This is a genomic window from Bradyrhizobium sp. NAS96.2, from assembly GCF_001908235.1.
Classification (GTDB): Bacteria; Pseudomonadota; Alphaproteobacteria; order Rhizobiales; family Xanthobacteraceae; genus Bradyrhizobium.
The window spans coordinates 1-21,429 of sequence record NZ_LGHK01000189.1 but is presented as its reverse complement, the minus strand read 5'-3'; the positions used below and the strand labels follow the sequence as shown (position 1 = coordinate 21,429).

The 21,429-nt window shown below is 65.4% G+C and carries 19 protein-coding genes; 7 read left to right on the top strand and 12 right to left on the bottom strand.

The genetic code is table 11. The features are described 5' to 3' along the window. Positions 1-135 precede the first annotated feature (135 nt). Positions 136-1,413 carry a PQQ-dependent sugar dehydrogenase gene (locus tag AC628_RS32565; RefSeq protein WP_050425225.1) on the top strand — a complete coding sequence of 426 codons (1,278 nt, stop codon included), beginning with the start codon at positions 136-138 and terminating at the stop codon, positions 1,411-1,413. 203 nt (positions 1,414-1,616) lie between these two features. Further along, positions 1,617-2,195 (top strand): c-type cytochrome, encoded by a 579-nt coding sequence (locus AC628_RS32560; RefSeq protein WP_074130847.1) that lies wholly within the window; start codon positions 1,617-1,619, stop codon positions 2,193-2,195. 144 nt (positions 2,196-2,339) lie between these two features. Here the strand turns inward: AC628_RS32560 and panE are convergent, their stop codons facing one another. The 4 genes from panE to AC628_RS32540 all read right to left on the bottom strand — a co-directional run bounded on the left by panE (position 2,340) and on the right by AC628_RS32540 (position 6,323). Then, a complete protein-coding gene (gene panE, locus AC628_RS32555) occupies positions 2,340-3,260 on the bottom strand; it encodes a 2-dehydropantoate 2-reductase (protein WP_074130846.1) in 921 nt (306 codons plus the stop codon). A 180-nt stretch (positions 3,261-3,440) separates the two neighbouring features. Further along, positions 3,441-4,046 (bottom strand): 2-hydroxychromene-2-carboxylate isomerase, encoded by a 606-nt coding sequence (locus tag AC628_RS32550; protein ID WP_074130845.1) that lies wholly within the window; start codon positions 4,044-4,046, stop codon positions 3,441-3,443. A gap of 97 nt (positions 4,047-4,143) precedes the next feature. Continuing rightward, positions 4,144-5,493 (bottom strand): MATE family efflux transporter, encoded by a 1,350-nt coding sequence (locus AC628_RS32545; RefSeq protein WP_502689799.1) that lies wholly within the window; start codon positions 5,491-5,493, stop codon positions 4,144-4,146. A gap of 242 nt (positions 5,494-5,735) precedes the next feature. Next, a complete protein-coding gene (locus AC628_RS32540) occupies positions 5,736-6,323 on the bottom strand; it encodes a DUF2239 family protein (RefSeq protein WP_074130843.1) in 588 nt (195 codons plus the stop codon). A 131-nt stretch (positions 6,324-6,454) separates the two neighbouring features. On the opposite strand from AC628_RS32540, the gene AC628_RS32535 reads away from it, so the two are divergent. Beyond that, positions 6,455-7,120: a glutathione S-transferase family protein gene (locus tag AC628_RS32535; RefSeq protein ID WP_074130842.1), complete on the top strand. Its 666-nt coding sequence runs from the start codon at positions 6,455-6,457 to the stop codon at positions 7,118-7,120. 8 nt (positions 7,121-7,128) lie between these two features. Here the strand turns inward: AC628_RS32535 and AC628_RS32530 are convergent, their stop codons facing one another. Further along, positions 7,129-7,554, bottom strand: coding sequence for a DUF1330 domain-containing protein (locus tag AC628_RS32530; protein WP_074130854.1), 426 nt, complete (start codon positions 7,552-7,554; stop codon positions 7,129-7,131). A 104-nt stretch (positions 7,555-7,658) separates the two neighbouring features. On the opposite strand from AC628_RS32530, the gene AC628_RS32525 reads away from it, so the two are divergent. Beyond that, a complete protein-coding gene (locus AC628_RS32525; RefSeq protein ID WP_074130841.1) occupies positions 7,659-7,994 on the top strand; it encodes a GIY-YIG nuclease family protein in 336 nt (111 codons plus the stop codon). Positions 7,995-8,077: 83 nt separating this feature from the next. Here AC628_RS32525 and AC628_RS32520 read toward each other — a convergent pair whose 3' ends face one another. From AC628_RS32520 to ggt, 3 genes are all read right to left on the bottom strand, one after another. Further along, on the bottom strand, positions 8,078-8,953 hold the full coding sequence (locus tag AC628_RS32520; RefSeq protein ID WP_074130840.1) for an SDR family oxidoreductase: 876 nt from the start codon (positions 8,951-8,953) through the stop codon (positions 8,078-8,080). A gap of 246 nt (positions 8,954-9,199) precedes the next feature. Continuing rightward, positions 9,200-10,498: an MFS transporter gene (locus AC628_RS32515; protein WP_074130839.1), complete on the bottom strand. Its 1,299-nt coding sequence runs from the start codon at positions 10,496-10,498 to the stop codon at positions 9,200-9,202. A 113-nt stretch (positions 10,499-10,611) separates the two neighbouring features. Then, positions 10,612-12,339: a gamma-glutamyltransferase gene (gene ggt, locus AC628_RS32510; protein ID WP_502689800.1), complete on the bottom strand. Its 1,728-nt coding sequence runs from the start codon at positions 12,337-12,339 to the stop codon at positions 10,612-10,614. 144 nt (positions 12,340-12,483) lie between these two features. On the opposite strand from ggt, the gene AC628_RS32505 reads away from it, so the two are divergent. Next, the gene (locus AC628_RS32505; RefSeq protein WP_074130837.1) at positions 12,484-13,863 is read left to right on the top strand and encodes an MFS transporter; all 1,380 of its coding nucleotides are present in this window, start codon (positions 12,484-12,486) and stop codon (positions 13,861-13,863) included. A gap of 137 nt (positions 13,864-14,000) precedes the next feature. On the opposite strand, the gene purH is transcribed toward AC628_RS32505, so the two are convergent. From purH to AC628_RS32490, 3 genes are all read right to left on the bottom strand, one after another. After that, positions 14,001-15,593, bottom strand: a complete 1,593-nt coding sequence (gene purH, locus AC628_RS32500; protein WP_074130836.1) for a bifunctional phosphoribosylaminoimidazolecarboxamide formyltransferase/IMP cyclohydrolase — start codon at positions 15,591-15,593, stop codon at positions 14,001-14,003. A 298-nt stretch (positions 15,594-15,891) separates the two neighbouring features. Then, positions 15,892-17,643, bottom strand: coding sequence for a heparinase II/III family protein (locus AC628_RS32495; RefSeq protein WP_074130835.1), 1,752 nt, complete (start codon positions 17,641-17,643; stop codon positions 15,892-15,894). A 136-nt stretch (positions 17,644-17,779) separates the two neighbouring features. Then, positions 17,780-19,126, bottom strand: coding sequence for an RsmB/NOP family class I SAM-dependent RNA methyltransferase (locus tag AC628_RS32490; protein ID WP_074130834.1), 1,347 nt, complete (start codon positions 19,124-19,126; stop codon positions 17,780-17,782). Positions 19,127-19,313: 187 nt separating this feature from the next. Here AC628_RS32490 and AC628_RS32485 point away from each other — a divergent pair, with 187 nt between their 5' ends. Next, positions 19,314-19,535, top strand: coding sequence for a DUF1674 domain-containing protein (locus tag AC628_RS32485; RefSeq protein ID WP_074130833.1), 222 nt, complete (start codon positions 19,314-19,316; stop codon positions 19,533-19,535). Between the two features lie 51 nt (positions 19,536-19,586). Beyond that, positions 19,587-20,195: a thermonuclease family protein gene (locus AC628_RS32480; RefSeq protein ID WP_210190290.1), complete on the top strand. Its 609-nt coding sequence runs from the start codon at positions 19,587-19,589 to the stop codon at positions 20,193-20,195. Positions 20,196-20,461: 266 nt separating this feature from the next. On the opposite strand, the gene AC628_RS32475 is transcribed toward AC628_RS32480, so the two are convergent. Then, positions 20,462-20,977: a L,D-transpeptidase gene (locus AC628_RS32475; protein ID WP_074130831.1), complete on the bottom strand. Its 516-nt coding sequence runs from the start codon at positions 20,975-20,977 to the stop codon at positions 20,462-20,464. Positions 20,978-21,429: the final 452 nt, after the last annotated feature.

Below are 21,429 nucleotides of genomic sequence, written 5' to 3'. Positions count from 1 at the left end.
CACGCGCTTTTCAGCGTCGTTGGATGTGCTACCATTTTGTCGTCTGACCTACCTCCAGACCGCCACCATCATCTCTCAGGGCGTTCAAAATCAATAACAGGCAAGCTGCAACGGCTTGCACAGGGGAGTGACGCGATGAAATCGGCTTTCAATCGATCGATACTTGCGTTCGCGGCGGTTGCGCTGCTGGCGGGGACAACCTTCGCCAATGCGCAGCAACAAACTGACAAGAACCGTGCGCTGAAGAAATACGAATCCGGCACCAAGGAATTCTGGACCCATCCGCCGGATGACTGGTTCCTCGGCGACGAGACCGAAGCCCAGAAGGGCCTTGCCCCGCCGTCCGGTCCGCCGACCGGCGCGTCCGACGCCGAACTCGCCAGCATGATGAAGAAGATCAAGCTGCCGCCGGGCTTCAAGATCGAGGTCTATGCCTCGAACGTGCTCGCGGCGCGGCAGATGGCCTGGGGCGACAAGGGCACGCTGTTCGTCGGCTCGTTCGGCCTCGGCAACGTCTACGCGATCAAGGACAACAACGGCAAGAAAGAGGTCAAGACCATCCTCAAGGGCCTCAACATGCCGACCGGCCTCACCTTCAAGGACGGCGCGCTCTATGTCATCGCGGTCGACAAGCTGATCAAGTACGACAATGCAGAAGCCAATCTCGACAATCTCGGCAGCGGCAAGGTGGTGTATGACGATATGCCGTCCTATGCGGCGCATGGCTGGAAATACATCGCCGTCGACAAGGATGGCTGGTTCTACATTCCGTTCGGACCTCCCTTCAACATCGGCATCCCGCCGACCTCGGTGTCGCAGATCCGCCGCGTCGATCCCAAGACCGGCAATGCGGAGATCTGGGCGCTCGGCGTGCGCAACTCGGTCGGCGGCGACGTCGATCCGCGCACCGGCAAGTACTGGTTCACCGAAAACGCCCGCGACTGGATCAGCGACGATCTGCCGAGCGACAAGCTCAACATGATCTCGAAGATCGGCGAGCATTTCGGCTATCCCTATTGCCACCAGGGCAACCTGCCGGACACCAAGTTCGCGATGGGTCACAAGTGCTCGGAGTTCACCCCGCCGGTCTACAATCTCGGCGCGCACGTGGCTCCGCTCGGCATGAAGTTCTATACCGGCAGCCAATTCCCCGCCGATTACAAGAACGCGATCCTGATCGCTGAGCACGGCTCCTGGAACCGGCACAAGTACCAGGGCGGCCGCATCGTGAAGATCACTGCGAGCCCCGACGGCAAGAATGCCAAGCAGGAGATCTTCGCCTCCGGCTGGATCGAGGGTGACCAGGGCTATCTCGGCCGTCCCGCCGACATCCTGCTCGACAAGGATGGCTCCATCCTCGTTGCCGACGACTGGGCCGGTGCGATCTATCGCATCAGCTACAGCAAGAAGTAGCGGTTGAAACGGCGCGAGGCTGCGGTGGCCGGGAGGCGGCCGCAGCCTCAATCGCGATGGGTAACGGAACCACCTCGTCATGCCCGGACTTGATCAGGGCATCCATCCAAACAAGAACCCTTCAGCAAGCACGATGGATCGTCGGGTCATCCTCGACCAGGTCGAGGACGGATGCCCGGCGATGACAGCCGGAGAGAACTGACATGCGACTTGCGTCCCTTGGAATTCTGGCGACGGCAATTCTCCTCGTTTCGTCCGCCCATGCTGCCGATGTCGCCGCCGGCAAGGCGAAGGCCGAAATCTGCGCCGGTTGTCATGGCGACAACGGCATCTCACAGACCGAGAACATTCCATCGCTGGCCGGCCAGCTCGACCAATTCGTTCAGTGGCAGCTGGTGTTCTTCCGCGCCGGCGCGCGCAAAAACGAGCAGATGCAGCCGATCGTCGAGCAGCTCAACAACGACGACATCCGCAATCTCGGCGCCTATTTCGCGTCGCTGCCGCCGTTCAAGGGCGGCAAGGACGACAATCCTGATTTGTCCGAGAAGGGCAAGCAGGCCGCGGCCGGCCGCCGCTGCGCCTCATGCCATGGCGACACCTTCGCCGGCACCAAGGCGGTGGCCCGGATCGCCGGCCAGCGCGAGGAATATCTCGTCAAGGCGCTGCACGACTACAAGTCGGGACAGCGCTCCGGCGGCGCGCAGGCGGCGATGGCCGATGTGGCGTATCCCTTGAGCGACGAGGAGATCACCGCGCTCGCGCATTATCTGGCACATTTGTAGCCGCAACGACGGTGTCGTCCCGGCGAAGGCCGGGACCCATAACCACCGAACTTAATTGATTGACGAGATAGCAACCACATCTGCCTCAAATCGAGAGGCCGCGGCGTATGGGTCCCGGCTTTCGCCGGGACGACGCCGGTTGTGCTACGCCTGCCGCTGCCTCTCATACGCCTTGAGATGCGTGTACGCCGTGCGCAGCTTCGGCACCGGGATCTTGGCGGCGTCGGCGCGCACGATCAGGTCGCCGATCACGTGATCGGCTTCGACCGGCAGCCCCGCCTTGATGTCGCGGAACATCGATGCGGTCATCGGCGAGCCTTCAGTGGTCAGGAGCCCGCGGGTGCGCTGGAAGAACGGGCCACCCGGCGCGTGGCCGGCGTCGGCCGCGATCGCGCTGCATTCGTCGAGGATGCCGAGCAGGAAATCCTTGCCGCCAGGCGCGGCCAGGATGTTGCCGACCGAGGTCCGCATCAGGCTGGTGGAGGCGGCGAGCGATGCCAGGAACACCCACTTCTCCCACATGTCCTGCATGATGTGATCGCTGGCGGCCGCGCCGTTGACGACGGAGAATGTGTCGGCGATCGCGCGCACCCGGTCGGACAGGCCGCCGGCGCGTTCGCCGAACGCGAGCGACTGCATCGGCTGCAGCTGCACCACCTCGCGCTTCTCGTTCAGCGTCGCCGCGATCGCGCAGAGACCGCCAAGCACATGCTGGGCGCCGAACTTCTTCTCGAGCGCATCGAGATGCAGCATGCCGTTGAGCAGCGGGATGATCGTGGTCTTGTCGCCGACCGCGGGTGCAAACGACTTGATCGCGTCCTCGAGGTCGAACGCCTTGCAGCTGAGCAGCACGACGTCGAACTTGTCCGAGAGCTTGTCGGCCTGCACGGTCGGCGGATTGCTCAGCGTGACATCGCCGTTCGGGCTCCTGATCACGAGCCCGGCGGAGGCGAGCTCGGAGGCGCGGCGGGGCCGCACCAGGAAGGTGACGTCGCGACCCGCCTGAAGCATCCGACCGCCGAAATACCCGCCGATCGCACCGGCGCCGACCACGAGAACACGCATGGGAATTTTTCCTTCTTGATTGAGCAAATGCGAATGGGGAACACATATAGATGCTGGTTCGCGATTGGCTAATCACTATTCGCTACCGGCTCTAGCGTCATTCCGGGATGGTCCGAAGGACCAGACCCGGAATCTCGAGATTCCGGGTTCGATGCTGCGCATCGCCCCGGAATGACTACGTCACTTTCCCGACACCAATTCCTCGACTTCGCGCAGCTGCTCCTTGCCGAAGAAGATCTCCTTGCCGACGAAGAAGGTCGGCGAGCCGAACGCGCCGCGCTCGACGGCCGACTGGGTGTATTCCATCAGCTTGCCCTTCACGTCGGCGTCCTGCGCGCGGGCGAACAGCTTTGCGGCATCCAGGCCGGAGGAGGCGAGCGCTTTGCCGGCCACTTCAGGATCGTCCATCTTCTTCGGCTCGACCCACATGTGGTGGAAAGCCGCCTCGATGTATTTCTCGAACACGCCCTCAAACTGGGCGGCGACCGCTGCGCGCATCAGGTTCAGCGTGTTGACCGGGAAAAACGGGTTCCAGGTGTAGGGCTTGACGTTGAAGCGCTTGAGGAAGCGCTCGGTCTCGATCTTCATGAACTCGGGCTTGTTCTTGACGCCCGCCAGCGTCTCGGCCGGCGACTTGTTGTTGGTGGCCTTGAAGATGCCGCCGAGCAGGATCGGGACATATTCGAATTTGACGCCGGTGCGCTGTTCGATTGCCGGGATCGCCTCATGGCTGAGGAACGCGTTGGGGCTGCCGAAATCGAACAGGAATTGCGGATTCTGGCTCACGGCGCTCTCTCCCTTTGGGCTCGTCTAGCATGGGCCTATCGTCGCAGGCGCCATCAGTAGAATATGATACTCATCATGTGAGCCACGGCGCGCGATGTCAAATCAACCGCTTGATGGTCTGCTTGCGCCATACCAGGGCATAATAGGCCATCTGCAACAGGAACATGGTTGCGAAGGTGACGGGATAGGCGATCCAGATGCCGCTGATGCCGATGGCGCGGCTGAGCAGGGTCGCGACCGGTACCTCGACCGCCGCGATCGCCAGGGTCGAGATGAACAGCGGCGCCCACACCGTGCCGCCGGCGCGCATCGCGCCGGAAAACACCGTCGCCATGCCGAACAGCACCATGCTCCACAACACGATGTACAGCAGCTGCCGGGCGAGCGCGAGCACGGCACTGTCGGTGATGAAGAAGCCCATCAGCGGCCGCGCAAAGAGATAGCCGAGCACGACCAGCCCGCCGGTCAGCGCGAGATTCATCTCGAGCCCGGTCCTGACGATGGCGCCGACCCGGCCGGGTTCGCCGCGACCGATCGCCTGCGCGCCGAAGATCGAGGTCGTGATGGCGATCGAGATCGCCGGAAACTGCACATAGCCGATCACCTGATTGACCGCGCCATAGGCGGCGGTAGCGTCGGAGCCGAAACCGTTGACGAGGCCGAGCAGCACCAGTTCGGCGAGCGAGACCACCACCATGCCGATCGCGGTCGGAATGCCGAGCCGCAGCACGATGCGCAGCAGCGCGCCGTTCGGCCGCATCGCGCGAAGGAACGCGGCGTCGAAGGCGAGCGGGTGCTTGTGCCTGAGCATGTGGACATGCAGCCAGAGCAGCGTCACCACGCCCGAGACGGCGGAGGCAATCGCGGCACTGGCGACGCCCAGCATCGGCAGGCCGAGCCAGCCGCGGATCAGGGCCGGCGTCACCACGAGCCCGACGACGGTTGAGACCGTCAGCGCCACCAGCGGCGTCACGGTGTCACCGACGCCGCGCATCATCGCCGCGAGCAGCAGGAATGCGAAGGTCACCGGCATCGTGATCATCATGATCCGCGCATAGGACACTGCGGCGTCGAGGACGTCAGGCGGCGTGGCAAGCGCGATCAACAGCGGGCGGGCGAACAGGCCGCCTGATATCGCGATCGCCAGCGCGAGCAGCAGCGTCACGGTCATGGTGGTGCCGGCAACGGCCTTCACCCGGTCGGGCTCGCCGGCGCCCCAGGCCTGGCCGATCATGACCGAGGCACCCGCGCTGAGGCCGATCACGAAGGAGATGAAGAAGAACATCACCGGGAAGAACACTGATGCCGCCGCCAGCGCGTCGACCCCGATCATCTGGCCGAGATAGACGCCGTTGATGGTGCCGAACAGCGACTGCAGCACATTGCTCAGCAGCATCGGCGCCAGGAACGACAGGAAGGATTTGCGGAGGGAGGGAGGGTTGGACACGTTCGATTTCCGGGAATTGGGCTGACGCGTGGCTAGTGCGTTTTAGGTCAAGCGGCGTACTCGCTGCACCTCTCCCGCTTGCGGGGGAGGTCGGATCGCATCGAAAGATGTGATCCGGGTGGGGGCTCTCTCCATACGAAGAGTGTCGCGAGCGGCGAAACCCCCACCCCAGCCCTCCCCCGCAAGCGGGAGAGGGGGCGCAGCTCATTCGTGGCTGCTGATTGAAACAACATCGTCGCGCGCTAGTCCGCTTGATCGCTATAGGCGAGCGCGATGGTGTGATCGCGGATATCGGCCGGCCAGTCCGCGATTAGGGTCGCGAAGCGCCGCCGGTCGTGCGCGAACAGCGCGCGGATCGCCTCCTCGTAATGCGGCCGGTTGCCGGCCATCGTGGTCATAAAGCGATAGGCGGCATCCTGTGCAGCGCGCGTGCGGTCGTTGTCGCCGCTCGAGCGACGGGCCTCGTCGACCAGCTTGCGGATCGCAACCGATGCGCCGCCCTTCTGCTGTGCGAGCCAGTCCCAATGCCGCGGCAACAGCGTGATCTCGCGCGCGACGACGCCGAGCTTTGGTCGTCCCGGCCCGCGCGGCGCGGCCGGCACCGCCGGCTCCTCGTCGAGCGGGCGGGCGGGCTTAGGCAGCCGCGCCAGCACGTCGTCGACCGAGCCGCGGAAGTCGATATCGACCAGCGCCGAGGTGCGGCCGTTGAACACCAGGACCGCGGCGTCCTTGCGCTGGTCGAGCAGCTGCTTGGCGGCGCGGGCGACCTCGGGGAGGTCACCGGCGGCGATGCGGTGCTCGTTTTCAAAGGCGACATAGGCTGGGTTCATCGCGGATCCTTTCGGTTGCGCGGCATATTGCCCGGGTAATTCGGGGTAATCCAGGCGCGTACGTCTCGACTTTCTCGCGTCGGGCTGGCACCAAACGCCGCCCGATTGCGCTGACATTTGAGAGGACGCCCATGCTGACGGTTCATCACCTCAACAATTCCCGCTCGCAGCGCGTGCTGTGGCTGCTCGAGGAATTGGGCGTGCCTTACGAGGTCGTGCGCTACCAGCGGCAGCCCGACATGCGGGCGCCGAAGGAGCTGCGCGCGATCCATCCGCTCGGCAAGTCGCCCGTCGTCACCGACAACGGCAACACCATCGCGGAATCCGGTGCGATCCTCGAATACATCATCGCGACCTACGGCAATGGCCGCCTGATCCCGCAAGCCGATACGCCGGAGCGGCTGCGCTACACCTATTGGCTGCACTACGCCGAGGGATCGGCGATGACGCCGCTGCTCTTGAAGCTGCTGTTCACGCTGATGCCGAAGCGCGCGCCGGCGCTGCTGCGGCCCTTGGTGCGCAAGGTGTCGAACCAGGCGCTGTCCACGCTGGTCAATCCGCAGCTCAAGCAGCACATGGCCTATTGGGAAGGCGAGCTCGGCAAGAGCGAATGGTTCGCCGGCAACGAATTCTCCGGCGCCGATATCCAGATGAGCTTTCCGCTGGAAGCGGCCGCCGCGCGCGGCGGGCTCGAGGATGGCCATCCCCGGTGCGTTGCGTTCCTCGAGCGTATCCACGCCCGCCCGGCCTATGCGCGGGCCTTGGAGAAGGGCGGGCCGTACGAGGTCGGCCGATAAACGCTCGCTCATCGCGGCAGCTCGACCAGCGGGAGCAGCCGTGAATCGGCGAGCGCCGCGGTGCGATGCCCGATCCCGGCCAGATAAGCCTCCGCCACGGCGAAGGCGAGGAACGCGCCGCGGCTCTTCTGCCGGATCAGCATCGCGCGGTCCCAGCGCTCGGCCTCGGGCCCGATCAGGAACGCCCCGCCGTCACCCATGAACAGGATGTCGCCGCCGCTCTTGTGCAGATGCGGGAGCGTGTGGGCGACATAGCGGTCGTACGCCTCCGCGCCTGATATCGGCTGCGGCGGGGCGAGCTCGGGGTTTTGCGAATAATCGGCGATCTCGCGGAAGCGCAGCAGATTGAGCATCACCAGCTCGCCCATGATCTCGCGCTGGGCAAAGTCGCGACCGGCGTTCCAGGTCGGCTCCAGATAGCAGGTGGTGTCCATGTTGGTCGTTCCATCGGGTTCGGATGGCATGTTTTACCCGGGCATAATTGCTTTGTCAATAATACCCGGATATAAAGCATCACCCCACGAAGACAGGAGCCGCCATGAAGACCGAGGACCGCAAGCTGGCCATCGCCGATTACAAGAAGCGCGCGAGCATCGCCGGCGTGTTCGCGATCCGCTGCCGCGCGACCGGCGCGGTCTGGGTCGGGCCGGCGCTCGATCTCGACAAGATCCAGAACCGGATCTGGTTCACGCTGCGGATGGGCAATCATCGCAATGCCGAGCTGCAGCGCGCCTGGTCGGCGCGTGGCGCAGACAACCTGTCGCTCGAAACGCTGGAGCGGATCGAGGACGAGGAGCTCGCCTATGTGCGCGACACGCTGCTCAAGGAGCGCGTGGCGCACTGGCGCGCGGAGCTGAAGGCGTCCGCGCTGTAGTCTTTTTTGAGCATGATCTCCGCGCAAACGCGTTCCGCGTTTGTCGCGAGGGAAAACCGCTTCGCACTTTTCCGGATCATGCTTCAGCGCGCCGGCAGTGCCTGCACGGTGACACCGGGTGGCGGCAGGTCGTCGTCGGGTACGAAGAAATCCGACATCAACGGCACCGAGGGATCGACGCGGTAGTGCTCGAAATCGCGCACGCCATTGGCGTAGAGCACCTTGTCGTCGATGCAGAAATGCCCGGTGAACTCGCGCGATGGCCGGGTGATGATCGCATAGGCCGCATCGCCCATGATCTCGGGCGTGCGGCTCGCGCGCATCATGGCATCGCCACCGAGCAGATTGCCGACCGCGGCGGTCGCGATCGTGGTGCGCGGCCACAGCGCGTTGACCGCGACGCCGGCGGATTTCAGTTCGCCGGCGAGCCCCAGCACGCACATGCTCATGCCGAATTTCGCCATCGTATAGGCAGTCGAGTGCTCGAACCACTTGGTCTTCATGTCGAGCGGCGGCGACAGCATCAGGATGTGCGGATTCTCCGCCTTCTTCAGATGCGGAATGCAGTATTTCGACACCATGAAGGTGCCGCGGGTGTTGATCCCCATCATGAGATCGTAACGCTTCATGTCGGTCGCCTGCGAATTGGTCAGGCTGATCGCGCTGGCATTGTTGACGCAGACGTCGATGCCGCCGAACTCGGCGACGGTCTGCTCGATCGCCGCCATCACCTGCGCCTCGTCCCTGATGTCGCAGATGACAGGCAGCGCCTTGCCGCCGGCGGCGCGAACTTCGTCGGCGGCGGTATAGATCGTGCCCTTGAGCTTCGGATGCGGCTCGGCGGTCTTCGCCGCGATCGCGACATTGGCGCCGTCACGCGCCGCGCGGAGCGCGATCGCAAGCCCGATACCGCGGCTCGCACCGGAGATGAACAGCGTCTTGCCTTTGAGCGATGTCATGAGACCACTCCTCTGCAGTTAGGGACGCACGAACCGATGGCTCCCTCTCCCCCTGTGGGAGAGGGTTGGGGGTGAGGGGTATCTCTCCACACGGCGCACCGCATGGAGAGACCGCAACCCCTCACCCGGATTGCATCTTTCGATGCAATCCGGCCTCTCCCACATCCGCCTTCGCCAAGGCTTCGGCGGACAAGAGGGGAGAGGCGGAGTGGAGCAAGCCGCGCGATCATTGCGCTACCTCAGCATCTACCCACCCGCATGCAACACACGCCCGCGCGTTTCCGGCAGCGCGTAGGCGGCGATGAAGAACACGGCGTAGGCCGCAACCGCGAAGATCGCGATCGCGTTGGCGAGCGTCGTCGTGGTCGACAGCGCGCCGACCAGGAACGGAAACAGCGCGCCGACGCCGCGGCCGAAATTGTAGCAGAAGCCCTGGCCGGAGCCGCGCAGGCGGGTCGGGTAGAGCTCGGTGAGGAACGCGCCCATGCCCGAGAAATAGCCCGAGGCAAAGAAGCCGAGCGGGAAGCCCAGCACCCAAAGCACCTCGTTGGAGAGCGGCAATTGGGTATAGAGCAGCACGACCGCGATGGCGCCGAGCGAGAAGATCAGGAACAGATTGCGCCGGCCGATGCGATCCGCGAGCCAGGCGCCGACCAGATAACCGATGAACGAGCCGATGATCAGCGTCGCGAGATAGCCGGTCGAACCGACCACCGAGAGCTTGCGCTCGGTGGTCAGGAAGCGCGGCACCCAGAACGTGATGGCGTAGTAGCCGCCCTGCATGCCGGTGCCGACCAGCGAGGCCAGCAGCGTGGTCTTCAGGATCGGTCCCTGGAATATCTCCCACAGCGCGGCGGGTCCGCTGCCGGATGCCTGCTGCTGCGCCATCGTCGCGGCCGATATTTCCGGCTCGGTGACATAGCGGCGCAGATAGAACACCAGCAGCGCCGGCAGCGCGCCGATCACGAACATCCAGCGCCAGGCGTTTTCCGCTGGAAGAATCGAGAACAGCACCGCTTGCGCCAGCACCGCAAGGCCCCAGCCGACCGCCCAGCCCGACTGCACCGAGCCGACCGCACGGCCGCGATATTGCGGCCGGATCGCTTCGCCGATCAGCACCGCGCCGGCCGCCCATTCGCCGCCGAAGCCGAGGCCGAGCAGCGCGCGGGCAATCAGGAGCTGGTCGAAATTCTGCACCACGGCGCAGACCAGCGAGAAGAACGAGAACCAGATGATGGTGAGCTGCAGCGTCTTCACCCGTCCGATCCGGTCGGAGAGATAGCCGCCGAGCCAGCCGCCGATCGCGGAGGCCAGCAGCGTCACGGTGCCGGCGAGCCCGGCGGTGCCGGCATCGACCTTCCACAGCGTGATGATGGTGCCGATGACGAGCGGATAGATCATGAAGTCCATGCCGTCGAGCGTCCAGCCCGACGCGCAGGCCCAGAACGTGCGCCGCTCCTGCAGGTTCATGTCGCGATAGAAGGCGAGGAGGCTGGTGTCCTCGATCTCTGCGACTTCCATCGATTTGGATTCGGCCGTGCTCATGCGCGTTCCCCGGAGAAATCTTTCACCGGCACTTTGCGATCCGCGGCCGGAGTTGCGCGGACCGCCAATCTATCGCGATGTTGCAGGCGGGGCAAAGGCGGCCTTACCCGCCTTTAGTATCCCGCAGCCTCCGTGCCACGCGTGCGCGGATCGGGCGCGCCGAGCAGACCATTGGTCGTGACGAGGATCGAGTTCGCGGAGGAGTAGCCGAGCGGCTCGACCAGCTTGTGGCCCTTGGCGCGCAGATCGGCGAGCACCTCGTCGGGAAAGCCGCGCTCGATCCGGACCTCGTCGGGCAGCCATTGATGATGCATGCGGGGCGCGGCGACCGCGGCTGCGATGTCCATCTTGTAGTCGATCACGTCGACGATGATCTGCGTCACCGCTGATATGATGCGGCTGCCGCCGGGCGATCCCGTCACCAGCACCGGCTCGCCGTCCTTCAGCACGATGGTCGGCGACATCGACGACAGCGGGCGCTTGCCGGGTCCCGGCAGATTGGCCTCGAAGCCGACCAGGCCGAAGGCGTTGGAGGCGCCGGGCGCCGCGGTGAAATCGTCGAGCTCGTTGTTGAGCAGCACGCCGGTGCCCTCCGCAACGAGGCCGACGCCGTAGGGGAAGTTCAGCGTGTAGGTGTTGCTGACGGCGTTGCCGCCGGCATCGACGACGGAATAATGCGTGGTGTTGTCGCCCTCGTGCGGCTGCTTGGCGTTGCGCACGTCGGTCCAGGGCGTGGCGCGGGCAAGGTCGATGGTCGCGCGCTGCTTCGCGGCGTAGTCCTTGTCGACCAGCAGCTTGGTCGGTGCGTCGACGAAGGCGGGATCGCCGAGATAGCGGGCGCGATCGGCATAGGCCCGCTTCATCGCCTCGATCATGACATGGAGCGAGGGGGCCGAGCCCTGCTTCATGTCCGACATCTGAAAGCCCTCGAGGATGTTGAGGATCTCCAGCAGCACGACGCCGCCGGAGGAGGGCTGCGGCATCGAGACGATGTCGTAGCCGCGATAGGTGCCGCGGATCGGCGTACGGATCACCGGCTGGTAGGATTTCAGATCCTCTGATGTGAAGATGCCGCCGGCATTCTTGATTCCGCTGACGAGCTTCTCGGCGACCGCGCCCTCGTAGAAGCCGCGCGGCCCCTGTTCGGCAACCGCCGTCAATACGCCGGCGAGATCGCCCTGGATCAGGCGGTCGCCCTCATGCAGCGGTGTGCCGTCGGCGTGCGAGAAGGTCTTGGCAGAATTGGGCCAGCGCGACATGCGGCGGTACATGTCCGCCAGCGTGTCCGCAGTATCGTCGGTGACGATGAAGCCGTCGCGCGCGAGATCAATCGCAGGCTTGAGAATCTGCGCCAGTGTGAACTTGCCGGAGCCGTATTTCTCCAGCGCCAGCGCGAGGCCCGCGACCGTGCCGGGCACGCCGATCGCAAGCGCGGAGTTGCGCGACTTGTCGGGATCGGGCTTGCCCTCGGCGTTGAGGAACATGTCGCGGGTTGCGGCCTGCGGCGCAGTCTCGCGATAGTCGATTGCGATATCTTCATTGCGTCCGGCAAGATGGATCACCATGAAGCCGCCGCCGCCGATATTGCCGGCGCGCGGATAGGTCACCGCCATCGCAAAGCCGGTGGCGACCGCGGCGTCCACTGCGTTGCCGCCCTGCCGCAGGAAATCGGCGCCGACCCGCGCCGCGAGCTTCTCCTGCGCCACCACCATGCCGTGTTCGGCGCGAATGCTGCTGGCCGTGTCAGTGGCTGAGGGCTCGTAGGCGCGCCGCTGCACCTGGCCGAGGGCGGGCGCAGCAATGCCGATCACCAGGAGAGCGGCAAACAGCCGCCGCGACATCGTTGCTGTCAGCGCCATCGAAATGTCCTGCCCTGTTCATCGCCGTATCAGCCAAACCGGCCCATGCTATATGGGAGCGGCTTGCAGCGGCAAAAGCCTGCCTGTGGTTGAGCTTAAGGAATATCTTTTGCGATGACGGCAACAATGCAGACGAGCGCCGGTAAAGCGAGCGCCGCCACCAAAGTCTATCCGGGTCGCGCCGCGGTCATCAGCTGGATCTTCTTCGACTGGGCCGCGCAGCCTTATTTCACGCTGATCACGACCTTCGTGTTTGCGCCTTATTTCGCAAGCTTCGTCGCGCCCGATGCCGCGAGCGGGCAGGCGCTGTGGGGCTTTGCGACTGCCGCGGCGGGGCTTGCGATCGCGCTGTTGTCGCCGGTGCTGGGTGCAATCGCCGATGCCAGCGGCCGGCGCAAGCCATGGATCGCGGTGTTCGGCGCGCTGCTCGTGATCGGATCGAGCGCGATGTGGATCGGCACGCCCGGCAATCCCGACATCATCCCGATGCTGCTGCTGGCCTATGCGATCGCCAGCGTCGGCGTCGAATTCGCGACCGTGTTCAACAATGCGATGATGCCGACCCTGGTGCCGCCGGACCGGATCGGGCGGCTCTCGGGCACCGGTTGGGCCACCGGCTATGTCGGCGGCATCCTTAGCCTCGTGCTGGTGCTCGGCTTCCTCGCCGCCAACACCGAGACCGGCAAGACGCTGTTCGGCTTCACGCCGCTGTTCGGCCTAGATCCCGTCATGCACGAAGGCGACCGCATCACCGGGCCGCTGACCGGGCTGTGGTTCATCATCTTCGTGACGCCGATGTTCCTGTTCACGCCGGATTATCCGGCAAAGCGGCCGATGCGCGAGGCGCTCGGCGAAGGCCTGCGCGAGCTCAGGGAGTCATTGCTGAGCCTGCCGAAGCAGAGATCGCTGGCGTGGTTCCTGCTGGCGAACATGATCTACACCGACGGGCTGGTCTCGCTGTTCGCGTTCGGCGGCATCTATGCCGCCGGCACGTTCGGCTGGGACACGATCCGGATCGGCACCTTCGGCATCATCCTGGCGGTCGCCGGCACGTTCGGCGGCTGGATCGGCGGCAAGCTCGACGATGCGTTCGGGCCGAAGCGTGTGATCACCGGCAGTCTTGTGATCCTGCTGTTTGCGATCGTCGTGATCCTCACCGTGAACAAGGATTCCATCCTGTTCATCCCGGTGGCGCCGCCGGTGCCGGGCGGTCCGCTGTTCGCGGGCGCTGCCGAGCGCGCCTATATCGTGCTGGGCTGCCTGATCGGCGCCACCGGCGCGCCATTGCAGGCGGCCTCGCGCTCGCTTTTGATCCGCCTCGCGCCGAAGGATCGCATCGCGCAATACTTCGGCTTGTTCGCGCTGACCGGGAAGGTGACGTCGTTCATCGGCCCGCTCATGATCGGGGCGATTACGGCAGCGACCGCGAGCCAGAAGTACGGCATGGCGGTGCTGGTGGTGTTCTTCGTGGTGGGCTTGGTGCTGCTGGCAAGGGTGCGGAGATAACTCACCGCCGTCGTCCCGGCGAAAGCCGGGACCCATACCGCGTGATCCATCGAAGGCGCGCTGGGGTTAGTCGCGCCTCACCAAGCAAGTTCGGTGGTTATGGGTCCCGGCCTTCGCCGGGACGACATCGGGATGGGCTAGTGCCGGAAATGCCGCACGCCGGTGAAGACCATGGCGATGCCGTGCTCGTCGGCGGCCTTGATCACCTCGTCGTCGCGCATCGAGCCGCCGGGCTGGATCACCGCGGTGGCGCCGGCCTCGATGCAGGCCAGCATGCCGTCGGCGAACGGGAAGAACGCGTCAGAGGCGACCACCGAACCCTTGGTCAGCGGCTCGGCGAGCTTCAGCTCGGCCGCGGCATCGAGCGCCTTGCGCGCGGCAATGCGCGCCGAATCGACCCGGCTCATCTGGCCGGCGCCGATGCCGACGGTGGCGAGATCCTTGGCGTAGATGATGGTGTTCGACTTGACGTGCTTGGCGACACGAAAGGCGAATTTGAGATCGCGCAGCTCGGCGTCGGTCGGCGCGCGCTTGGTCGCGACCTTCAGGTTCATATCCTCGACCACGGCATTGTCGCGGCTCTGCACCAGCAGGCCGCCGGCAACGGTCTTGGCAGTGAGGCCAAGCGCGCGCGCGTTCGGCAGGCCGCCGGCGAGCAAGAGGCGCAGATTGCGCCGGCCGGCGATGATCGAGATCGCCTCCTCGGTCGCGTCGGGCGCGATGATCACCTCGGTGAAGATGCCGATGATGGCGCGCGCAGCATCCGCATCGAGCGTGCGGTTGACCGCGATGATGCCGCCATAGGCCGAGGTCGAGTCGCAGGCCAGCGCGCGGGCGTAGGCGGTCGCGAGATCGGGACCCTCGGCGACGCCGCAGGGGTTGGCGTGCTTGACGATGACGCAGGCCGCGGTGCGCTGCGGATCGAACTCGCCGACGCATTCATAGGCCGCGTCGGTGTCGTTGATATTGTTGTAGGACAGTTCCTTGCCCTGCAGCTGGCGTGCGGTCGCAACGCCCGGCCGCTTCTCCGGCGTGGCATAGAACGCCGCGGTCTGGTGCGGGTTCTCGCCATAGCGCAGCGACTGGATCAGCCTGCCGCCGAAGGCCCGGAAGTCCGGCGCCTTGGTGTCGAGCTGCACGGCAAACCAGTTCGAGATCGCAGCGTCATAGGCCGCGGTGCGCGCATAGGCCTTGGCGGCGAGCCGCCGGCGCAGGCCAAGCGAGGTCGCGCCTTTGTGCGCGGCGAGCTCGTCGAGCACCGACTGATAGTCCTGCGCCTCGACCACCACGGCGACGTCGTCATGGTTCTTGGCCGCGGCGCGGATCATCGCGGGACCGCCGATGTCGATATTCTCGATGCACTCCTCGAAGCCGGCGCCTTTGTCGACGGTGGCCTCGAACGGATAGAGGTTGACGACCAGGAGGTCGATCGGCGCAATGCCGTGCGCGGCCATCGCCGCGGCGTGTTCCTTGTTGTCGCGGATCGCGAGCAGGCCGCCATGCACCTTCGGATGCAGCGTCTTGACCCGGCCGTCCATCATCTCCGGGAAACCGGTGAGCTCGGAGACGTCCTTGACCTTGAGCCCGGCCGCCGCGATCGCCTTGGCGGTGCCGCCGGTCGAGACCAGCTCGACGCCCTGGTCGGCCAGCGCCTTGGCAAAATCGATCAGTCCGGTCTTGTCGGAAACGGACAACAGAGCGCGGGTCACGCGGCGAAGCTGCTCGGTCATATCGGAAAATCCTTGGCTGTTAAGGCAGCCGGGTAGCATGGTTTTGTGCGGTACGAAACCGGTACATGCGGCGGATTCCGGGGAAAATGGTGGTGATCCGAACCATCCCCGTCGTCCCCGCGCAAAGGCGAAGCCTTTGTCGGTGGAGGTGCGAGCTCTTGCGAGCCTCGAAGGGCGCACGGCCCCGCTGGTGGCCGTCGACCCTTCGAGGCTCGCTCCGCTCGCACCTCAGAGGTGACGGGTCTGATGGATCGCTGTCCTTTGGACCGCGCGCTGCGGATCGCACGTTTCCGCCGTCTTATAGCGGCAGTTCCGGCTCGCGGCGGGCGTTGCGGCGGGCGTTGGTGGCGGTGGCCGAGGTCGAGGAGCGCACGAAGCACCAGCGGATGGTGGCGGCCTGCCTCGCGTCCTGCCGGATCACGATCTGGGAGGTGCGGCGCGGGCCGTCATTGCCGGCCAGGAACACGCTGTCCTCGAGGTCGACCTTGTCGTCCATCGCCTCGAAGGTCCAGACGTCGCGGTTCGGCAGCACCAGCATCACGCCGCGGGCATCCGACAGCCGGCTCGCCTTCACCGAGGGGTGCAAATGGAAGCGCAGCGCGAAATCGGCCTCGCTGCCCTTGATGCGGCCGCCGGGCGCCGGCGACAGCGAATCCTCGCCCTCGAGCCGCGTGCCGTCCTGGGAGACCATCAGCACGCGGCGATGGATCACGCCGAAGCGGGAGAGATAGCCGTCATGCGAGGCGGTGAGCACGTCGCCGCCGGGAACGGCCTCGCGGTAGCTCTCGACATTGCTGGGGCCGCTGGTGATCGGCGCGCCGCGCAGCAGCCGCTTCATCGCCGACAACTCGACGAACTGGCACGATGAGGTGTCGCGATAGGTCAGCGTCGAATGCGCCGCGGTGGAGCGCGCGAATGGCCGCCAATTGTCGCGCCCGGTGGACGGCATGCCGCAATTGACCACGATGCGGCTCACTCCGGAGGACAGCTCGAACGACAGGCAGCCGGCATGCGCATCCTGGCTGACGCTCGCCGGCGGTGGCTGACCGGTGTCGATGATCAGCGTGGTGTTGCCGGCATCGAGGCGCTGGAAGCCGGTGTGCGGCATGCTCGCCATCGGCACGCCGCGGGTATCGTCATAGGCGAGCAGCGTCGCGACGAGGTCGGATGGCGCGGTCGACATGCCGTTGAACAGCGCGAAGCTGCCGTCGCCGTGACGGAAGAAGCGCAGCATCGGCATCATGCGGTCGATCGCGTTGAGCAGCGCCGGCGGCGGCGCGATGTTGCGCGCGGCAAAGGTCTGCCGCAGCGGCAGCAGATCGCTCAGCAGTTCGACCAGCGCGCCGGGATTGCGCGAGATGTGGCCGCCATCGGGCAGGATCTGGCGCTGTAATTCGTCCGACAGCCTGCGCGTCGCCGACTTGATGTTGCGCGCCTGGTTGGCGAGGCAGAGCGAGGCGTAGCACAGCGCGATCAACACCTGCAGGCGCGGCACGCCGTCATTGTCGAGCGTCGCGTGGCGCAGGTAGCGGATCTCGCGCGCCAGCCCACGCAGATATTTGCGGTAGAATTTTCCGTCGGTGTCGCCGAGCACCAAGGGGGCCTGCGACAGCAGCGAGATCACGCGCCGCGCACGCACGTCGGCGCGCCGCTCCAGCGGCCGCTTGCGGGCCTGATTCGAAATCCAATCATCGACCAGCGAGCGGGCATTGGCGCGGGTCAGCGCGGTGTCGGCGGCGCGCAGATGGCGCAGCCAGCCGAAGCCGAGCAGGGCGGCCTCCCAATCCTCCGACGGCGGCTCGAGATCGAAGATCGAGCGGCCGTGGCAGGTGACGATCTTGCCGGCGAACACGAATCGCCCGGCATAGATCTCGGCAGCGCGGGTGGCGTCGGCGGTCCGCAGATCGTGCGGGGCGATGATCAGGCGGTCGGTGCGGCCGGGCCACAGCCGCGACAGTGCAACCGTGCTTCCGCTGGCGCGTGCGAGCATGCTGCGGGCAAAGCGGCCAGCAATCAGCGTCGAGATGCGTCTGCTTTGAGCGACCGACACGCCTAACCTTGCGGGGAGGGAATTTCAACGAATCCCTATTTAATCCGGAAACGCGGCCAAGACACCTTCTTGATAAACAAGACACCCTCTTGATCCCGCGCGAATCACTTCGAGCTTAGAGGACTGAAGTTTAAAATCAGGATTTAACCAGCCGGGCGGCGTAAAAGCCATCCAGCCCGCCCAGCCGCGGGTCGGCGCTGGGTAGATGGCTCGGCAGGGTGCGCAGATCGCCGTCGGCGGTAATGATGTCGTCGAGGCCGGCGACCTCGCTTGTCTCGACCGGCGCACGGCGCAGGCCTGATTCGCTCGCCAGCAGCGCGGCGATCACGTGCTCGCCTTCCTCCGGCTCCAGCGAGCAGGTGCAGTAGACCAGCGTGCCGCCGGGCTTCAGCAGATGGATGGCCTTTTGCAGCAGCCGCTTCTGCAGCGCCGACAATGCGGCGATGTCGCCTTCCTGGCGCAGCCAGGCGACGTCGGGATGGCGGCGGATGGTTCCCGTCGAGGTGCAGGGCGCATCGACCAGGATACCGTCAAAGCTTGCGGCCTCGGCGGGCCATTCGGCGGCGTCGGCGACAACAGTGTCGGCCTGCAATGCCAGCCGCGTGAGATTATCGCGCAACCGCGCGACCCGCGCCGGCGAGCGGTCGACCGCGGTGACCTGCGCGCCCGCCAGCGCGAGCTGGGCCGTCTTGCCGCCGGGCGCAGCGCAGAGATCCGCAATCGCCTTGCCCTTGATCTCGCCGAACAGACGCACCGGCAGCGCCGCGGCAGCGTCCTGCACCCACCATTGGCCTTCGGCAAAGCCCGGCAGCATCGTGACGGAACCCTGCAGCAGCGTGCGCACGGTTCCCGTCGGCAAGGTCTCGCCATGCAGGCGGCTCGCCCACTGCGCCGCGTCCGACTTCACCGTGAGATCGAGTGATGGCTCGTGGCCGAGCGCCAGCGCCATCTCGCGCGCAGTGGCCTCGCCGTAGTGCGCGTTCCAGCGCGCCAGCATCCATGGCGGCAGGTCCAGCGTCTGCGTGCTGATCTCGTCGATCAGGCCCTGGCCCTCGCGCGCGCAGCGGCGCAGCACGGCGTTGACCAGCCCGGCATATTTCGCCGCGCGTCGATCCGACTGCACGAGCCGCACCGAGAGATCGACCGCGGCATGGTCGGGCACGTCCATCCAGAGAATCTGCGCGGCGCCGATCAAGAGCGCGCTCTGCGCGCGCGGCGCATCGGTCGGAATGCCGCGATCGAGCAGGCGCGACAGCAGATGGCCGAGCGTGCCGAGCTTGCGCAGGATGGTCGAGACCAGCCGGCGCATCAGCGCGCGATCGCGATCGGCCAGCGATTTCAGGCCGGGATGCGCGCCGGCGCCGTCGAGCTGGTCGTCGAGCGTGCGGTGCTTGTGCAGCACGCCGTCGAGGATATCGGCCGCGATGCGGCGCGCCGCGAGACCGGGGACTTCGGCAGGAACTGCAAATCTTGAAGGGGGCATGGAGCGGAGATATCTCGAAGGTGCTGAGTTACATTCGGCTCATGCCCATCAACTCGAAAACACCTCTGGCATGCGAATATGCCAAATGTAAGAATCGCCTTGCGGGATTTCGTGATCGTGATGCCGTCACTGAGCCAACACCGGGATACGAAATTCGCGGGCAGAAAGTTTGCCAAGAAAGCTTGCCATGAGTGACAAATCGCCATCGCCACCGGAACCCGCGCCGCGCAAGCCGCTGACGCCGGCAGCCCAGCGCGCGCTCGCCGAAGCCGCGGCGCGGCGCAAGGCCGCCGAGGAGCTCGCCGCTCAGAATGTGGCCGCGCGGCCGAAGGAATATCAGGGCCCCAAGGGACCGGAACCGACGCGCTACGGCGATTGGGAGACCAAGGGCATCGCCTCGGATTTTTGAGAGTCTCCCGAGAGTCTTGTCTGACGGCCCGACTCAAGTCAGTCTGGGAATATGTCCCCATATGAGAGAATAAATCCTTATCGTGGGACGGGACGACCGCCCTTCCGCAGGTCCCCTTGGGGCCGCCGCGTCTCGGCGGCGCTGCCTTGGGTGTTCGTGCTCGGCATCGCCGTCGGCAGCATGCTTCCGATCCGCCGATTTGTGCCTCAATGGATGCCCTTGCCGTCGCATTGGTCGTTGAGCCGGTCGCGCGACGCCGAAATGATCTGGCAGCGCGCCGGCGCACCTGACGCCAGGCACAGCGTCGATGTGATCAGGACGATCGATGGCGACACGTTCGAGGCGCGGGTGCATCTCACGCCGGGCCCCGATCTCTATACGCGGGTCCGCCTGCGCGGCATCGATGCGCCCGAGCTGAAGGCGTCGTGTCAGCGTGAATTGCAAATGGCGCAGGCGGCGACGGTGGCGCTGCGCGATCTGCTCGGCCAGGGTGATGTCGCGATCTACAATGTCGGCCCCGACAAATATCAGGGCCGCGTCGTTGCCGACGTTGCGACCAGGAAAACCGACAATGTCTCGGCCGCGCTGCTCGCCGCCGGTCATGCCCGCGCCTACAATGGCGGGCATCGCTTCGGCTGGTGCGGATATTTTGCGCGTTAGAGCGGGATGAGTTTTGATTGAATCGGCTTGGCGCGGTCTTGGTCCGGGTGAGGGCTCTTGCTCTCTCGATGGACCGTAGCCCCTCACCCGATTTGCTGCGCAAATCGACCTCTCCCAAGGGAGAGGTGAACTTTCGACGCCGTTGCAGCTCAACCTAATCTCATCATGCGTTAGGCCATCGCCTCGTGGTCGCCAACGGCGCCGATGACGCAAACAAAAAGCCGCGCTGATGCGCGGCTTTTCTTTCGGAGAAGCGCTGAACGCGATCAGCGGGTGACGACGACAGTCGTGCCGACCGAGACGCGCGAATAGAGATCGGTGATGTCGGTGTTCAGCATGCGGATGCAGCCGTAAGAGACGAAGCCGCCGACAGAGCCCGGCACGTTGGTGCCGTGAATGGCGTATTCGCCGCCGGCCAGCGTCATCGCCGCGACGCCCATCGGGTTACGCGGCGAGCCGCCGGCGATCACGTCCGGGATGCTCGGCTTGTCGCGCTTGACCTCGGCGGGCGGCGACCAGGCCGGGTTGCGATACTTGCCGTCGATCTTGGTCGTGCCGGCCCACTGCTTGCCGGACTTGCCGACGCCGACCGGGTAGCGCATCGCGTGGCCGGAATCGAGAATGAGATAGAGCCGCCGTTCGTTGGTCTTCACCACGATGGTGCCCGGCTCATAATTGTCAGCGTGGATTCCGACCATTTCCGGCCGCGCTTCGGCCGTCTGCGACATCACAACAACGGCACCAAGGGTGGCAGCGAACGCCACCGCAAACTTCATCGACATCAACCTCTCCACTTCCCAACAGCTCCCGTGGGGGAGCCAAAAACGAAGGTGCGGAGCCCTGAAAAAAACCGGGCCCGCCGGTCTCACGCACGCAATATTAACCGCGTGTCTTAACCGGGTGGTTTCACACCGGCCGCGAGACACGTCCTGATGGCGGGCAGAAAAGGAAAAGTTCGGATTAAAGTAAATGACCTGAAAACAACACTTGGCCACAAACGCGCCGCAATGGCGCCTTGCCTCTGACAATCCCGTGAAACGGCCGCTTTCACCGCGTTTTCGAGCGACGTGGGACGAAAGCGAAGGGCCGCGGCGGTGATCGCGCGCGGCCCTTCTTTAGGTTTTTGATACTGTCGCTGGCGCCTACGCCGGCGCGCCCTTCTTGTTCTGGCGGTTGTGCACGAGGTCGTCGACCACGGCGGGATCAGCCAGGGTCGAGGTGTCGCCGAGGCTCG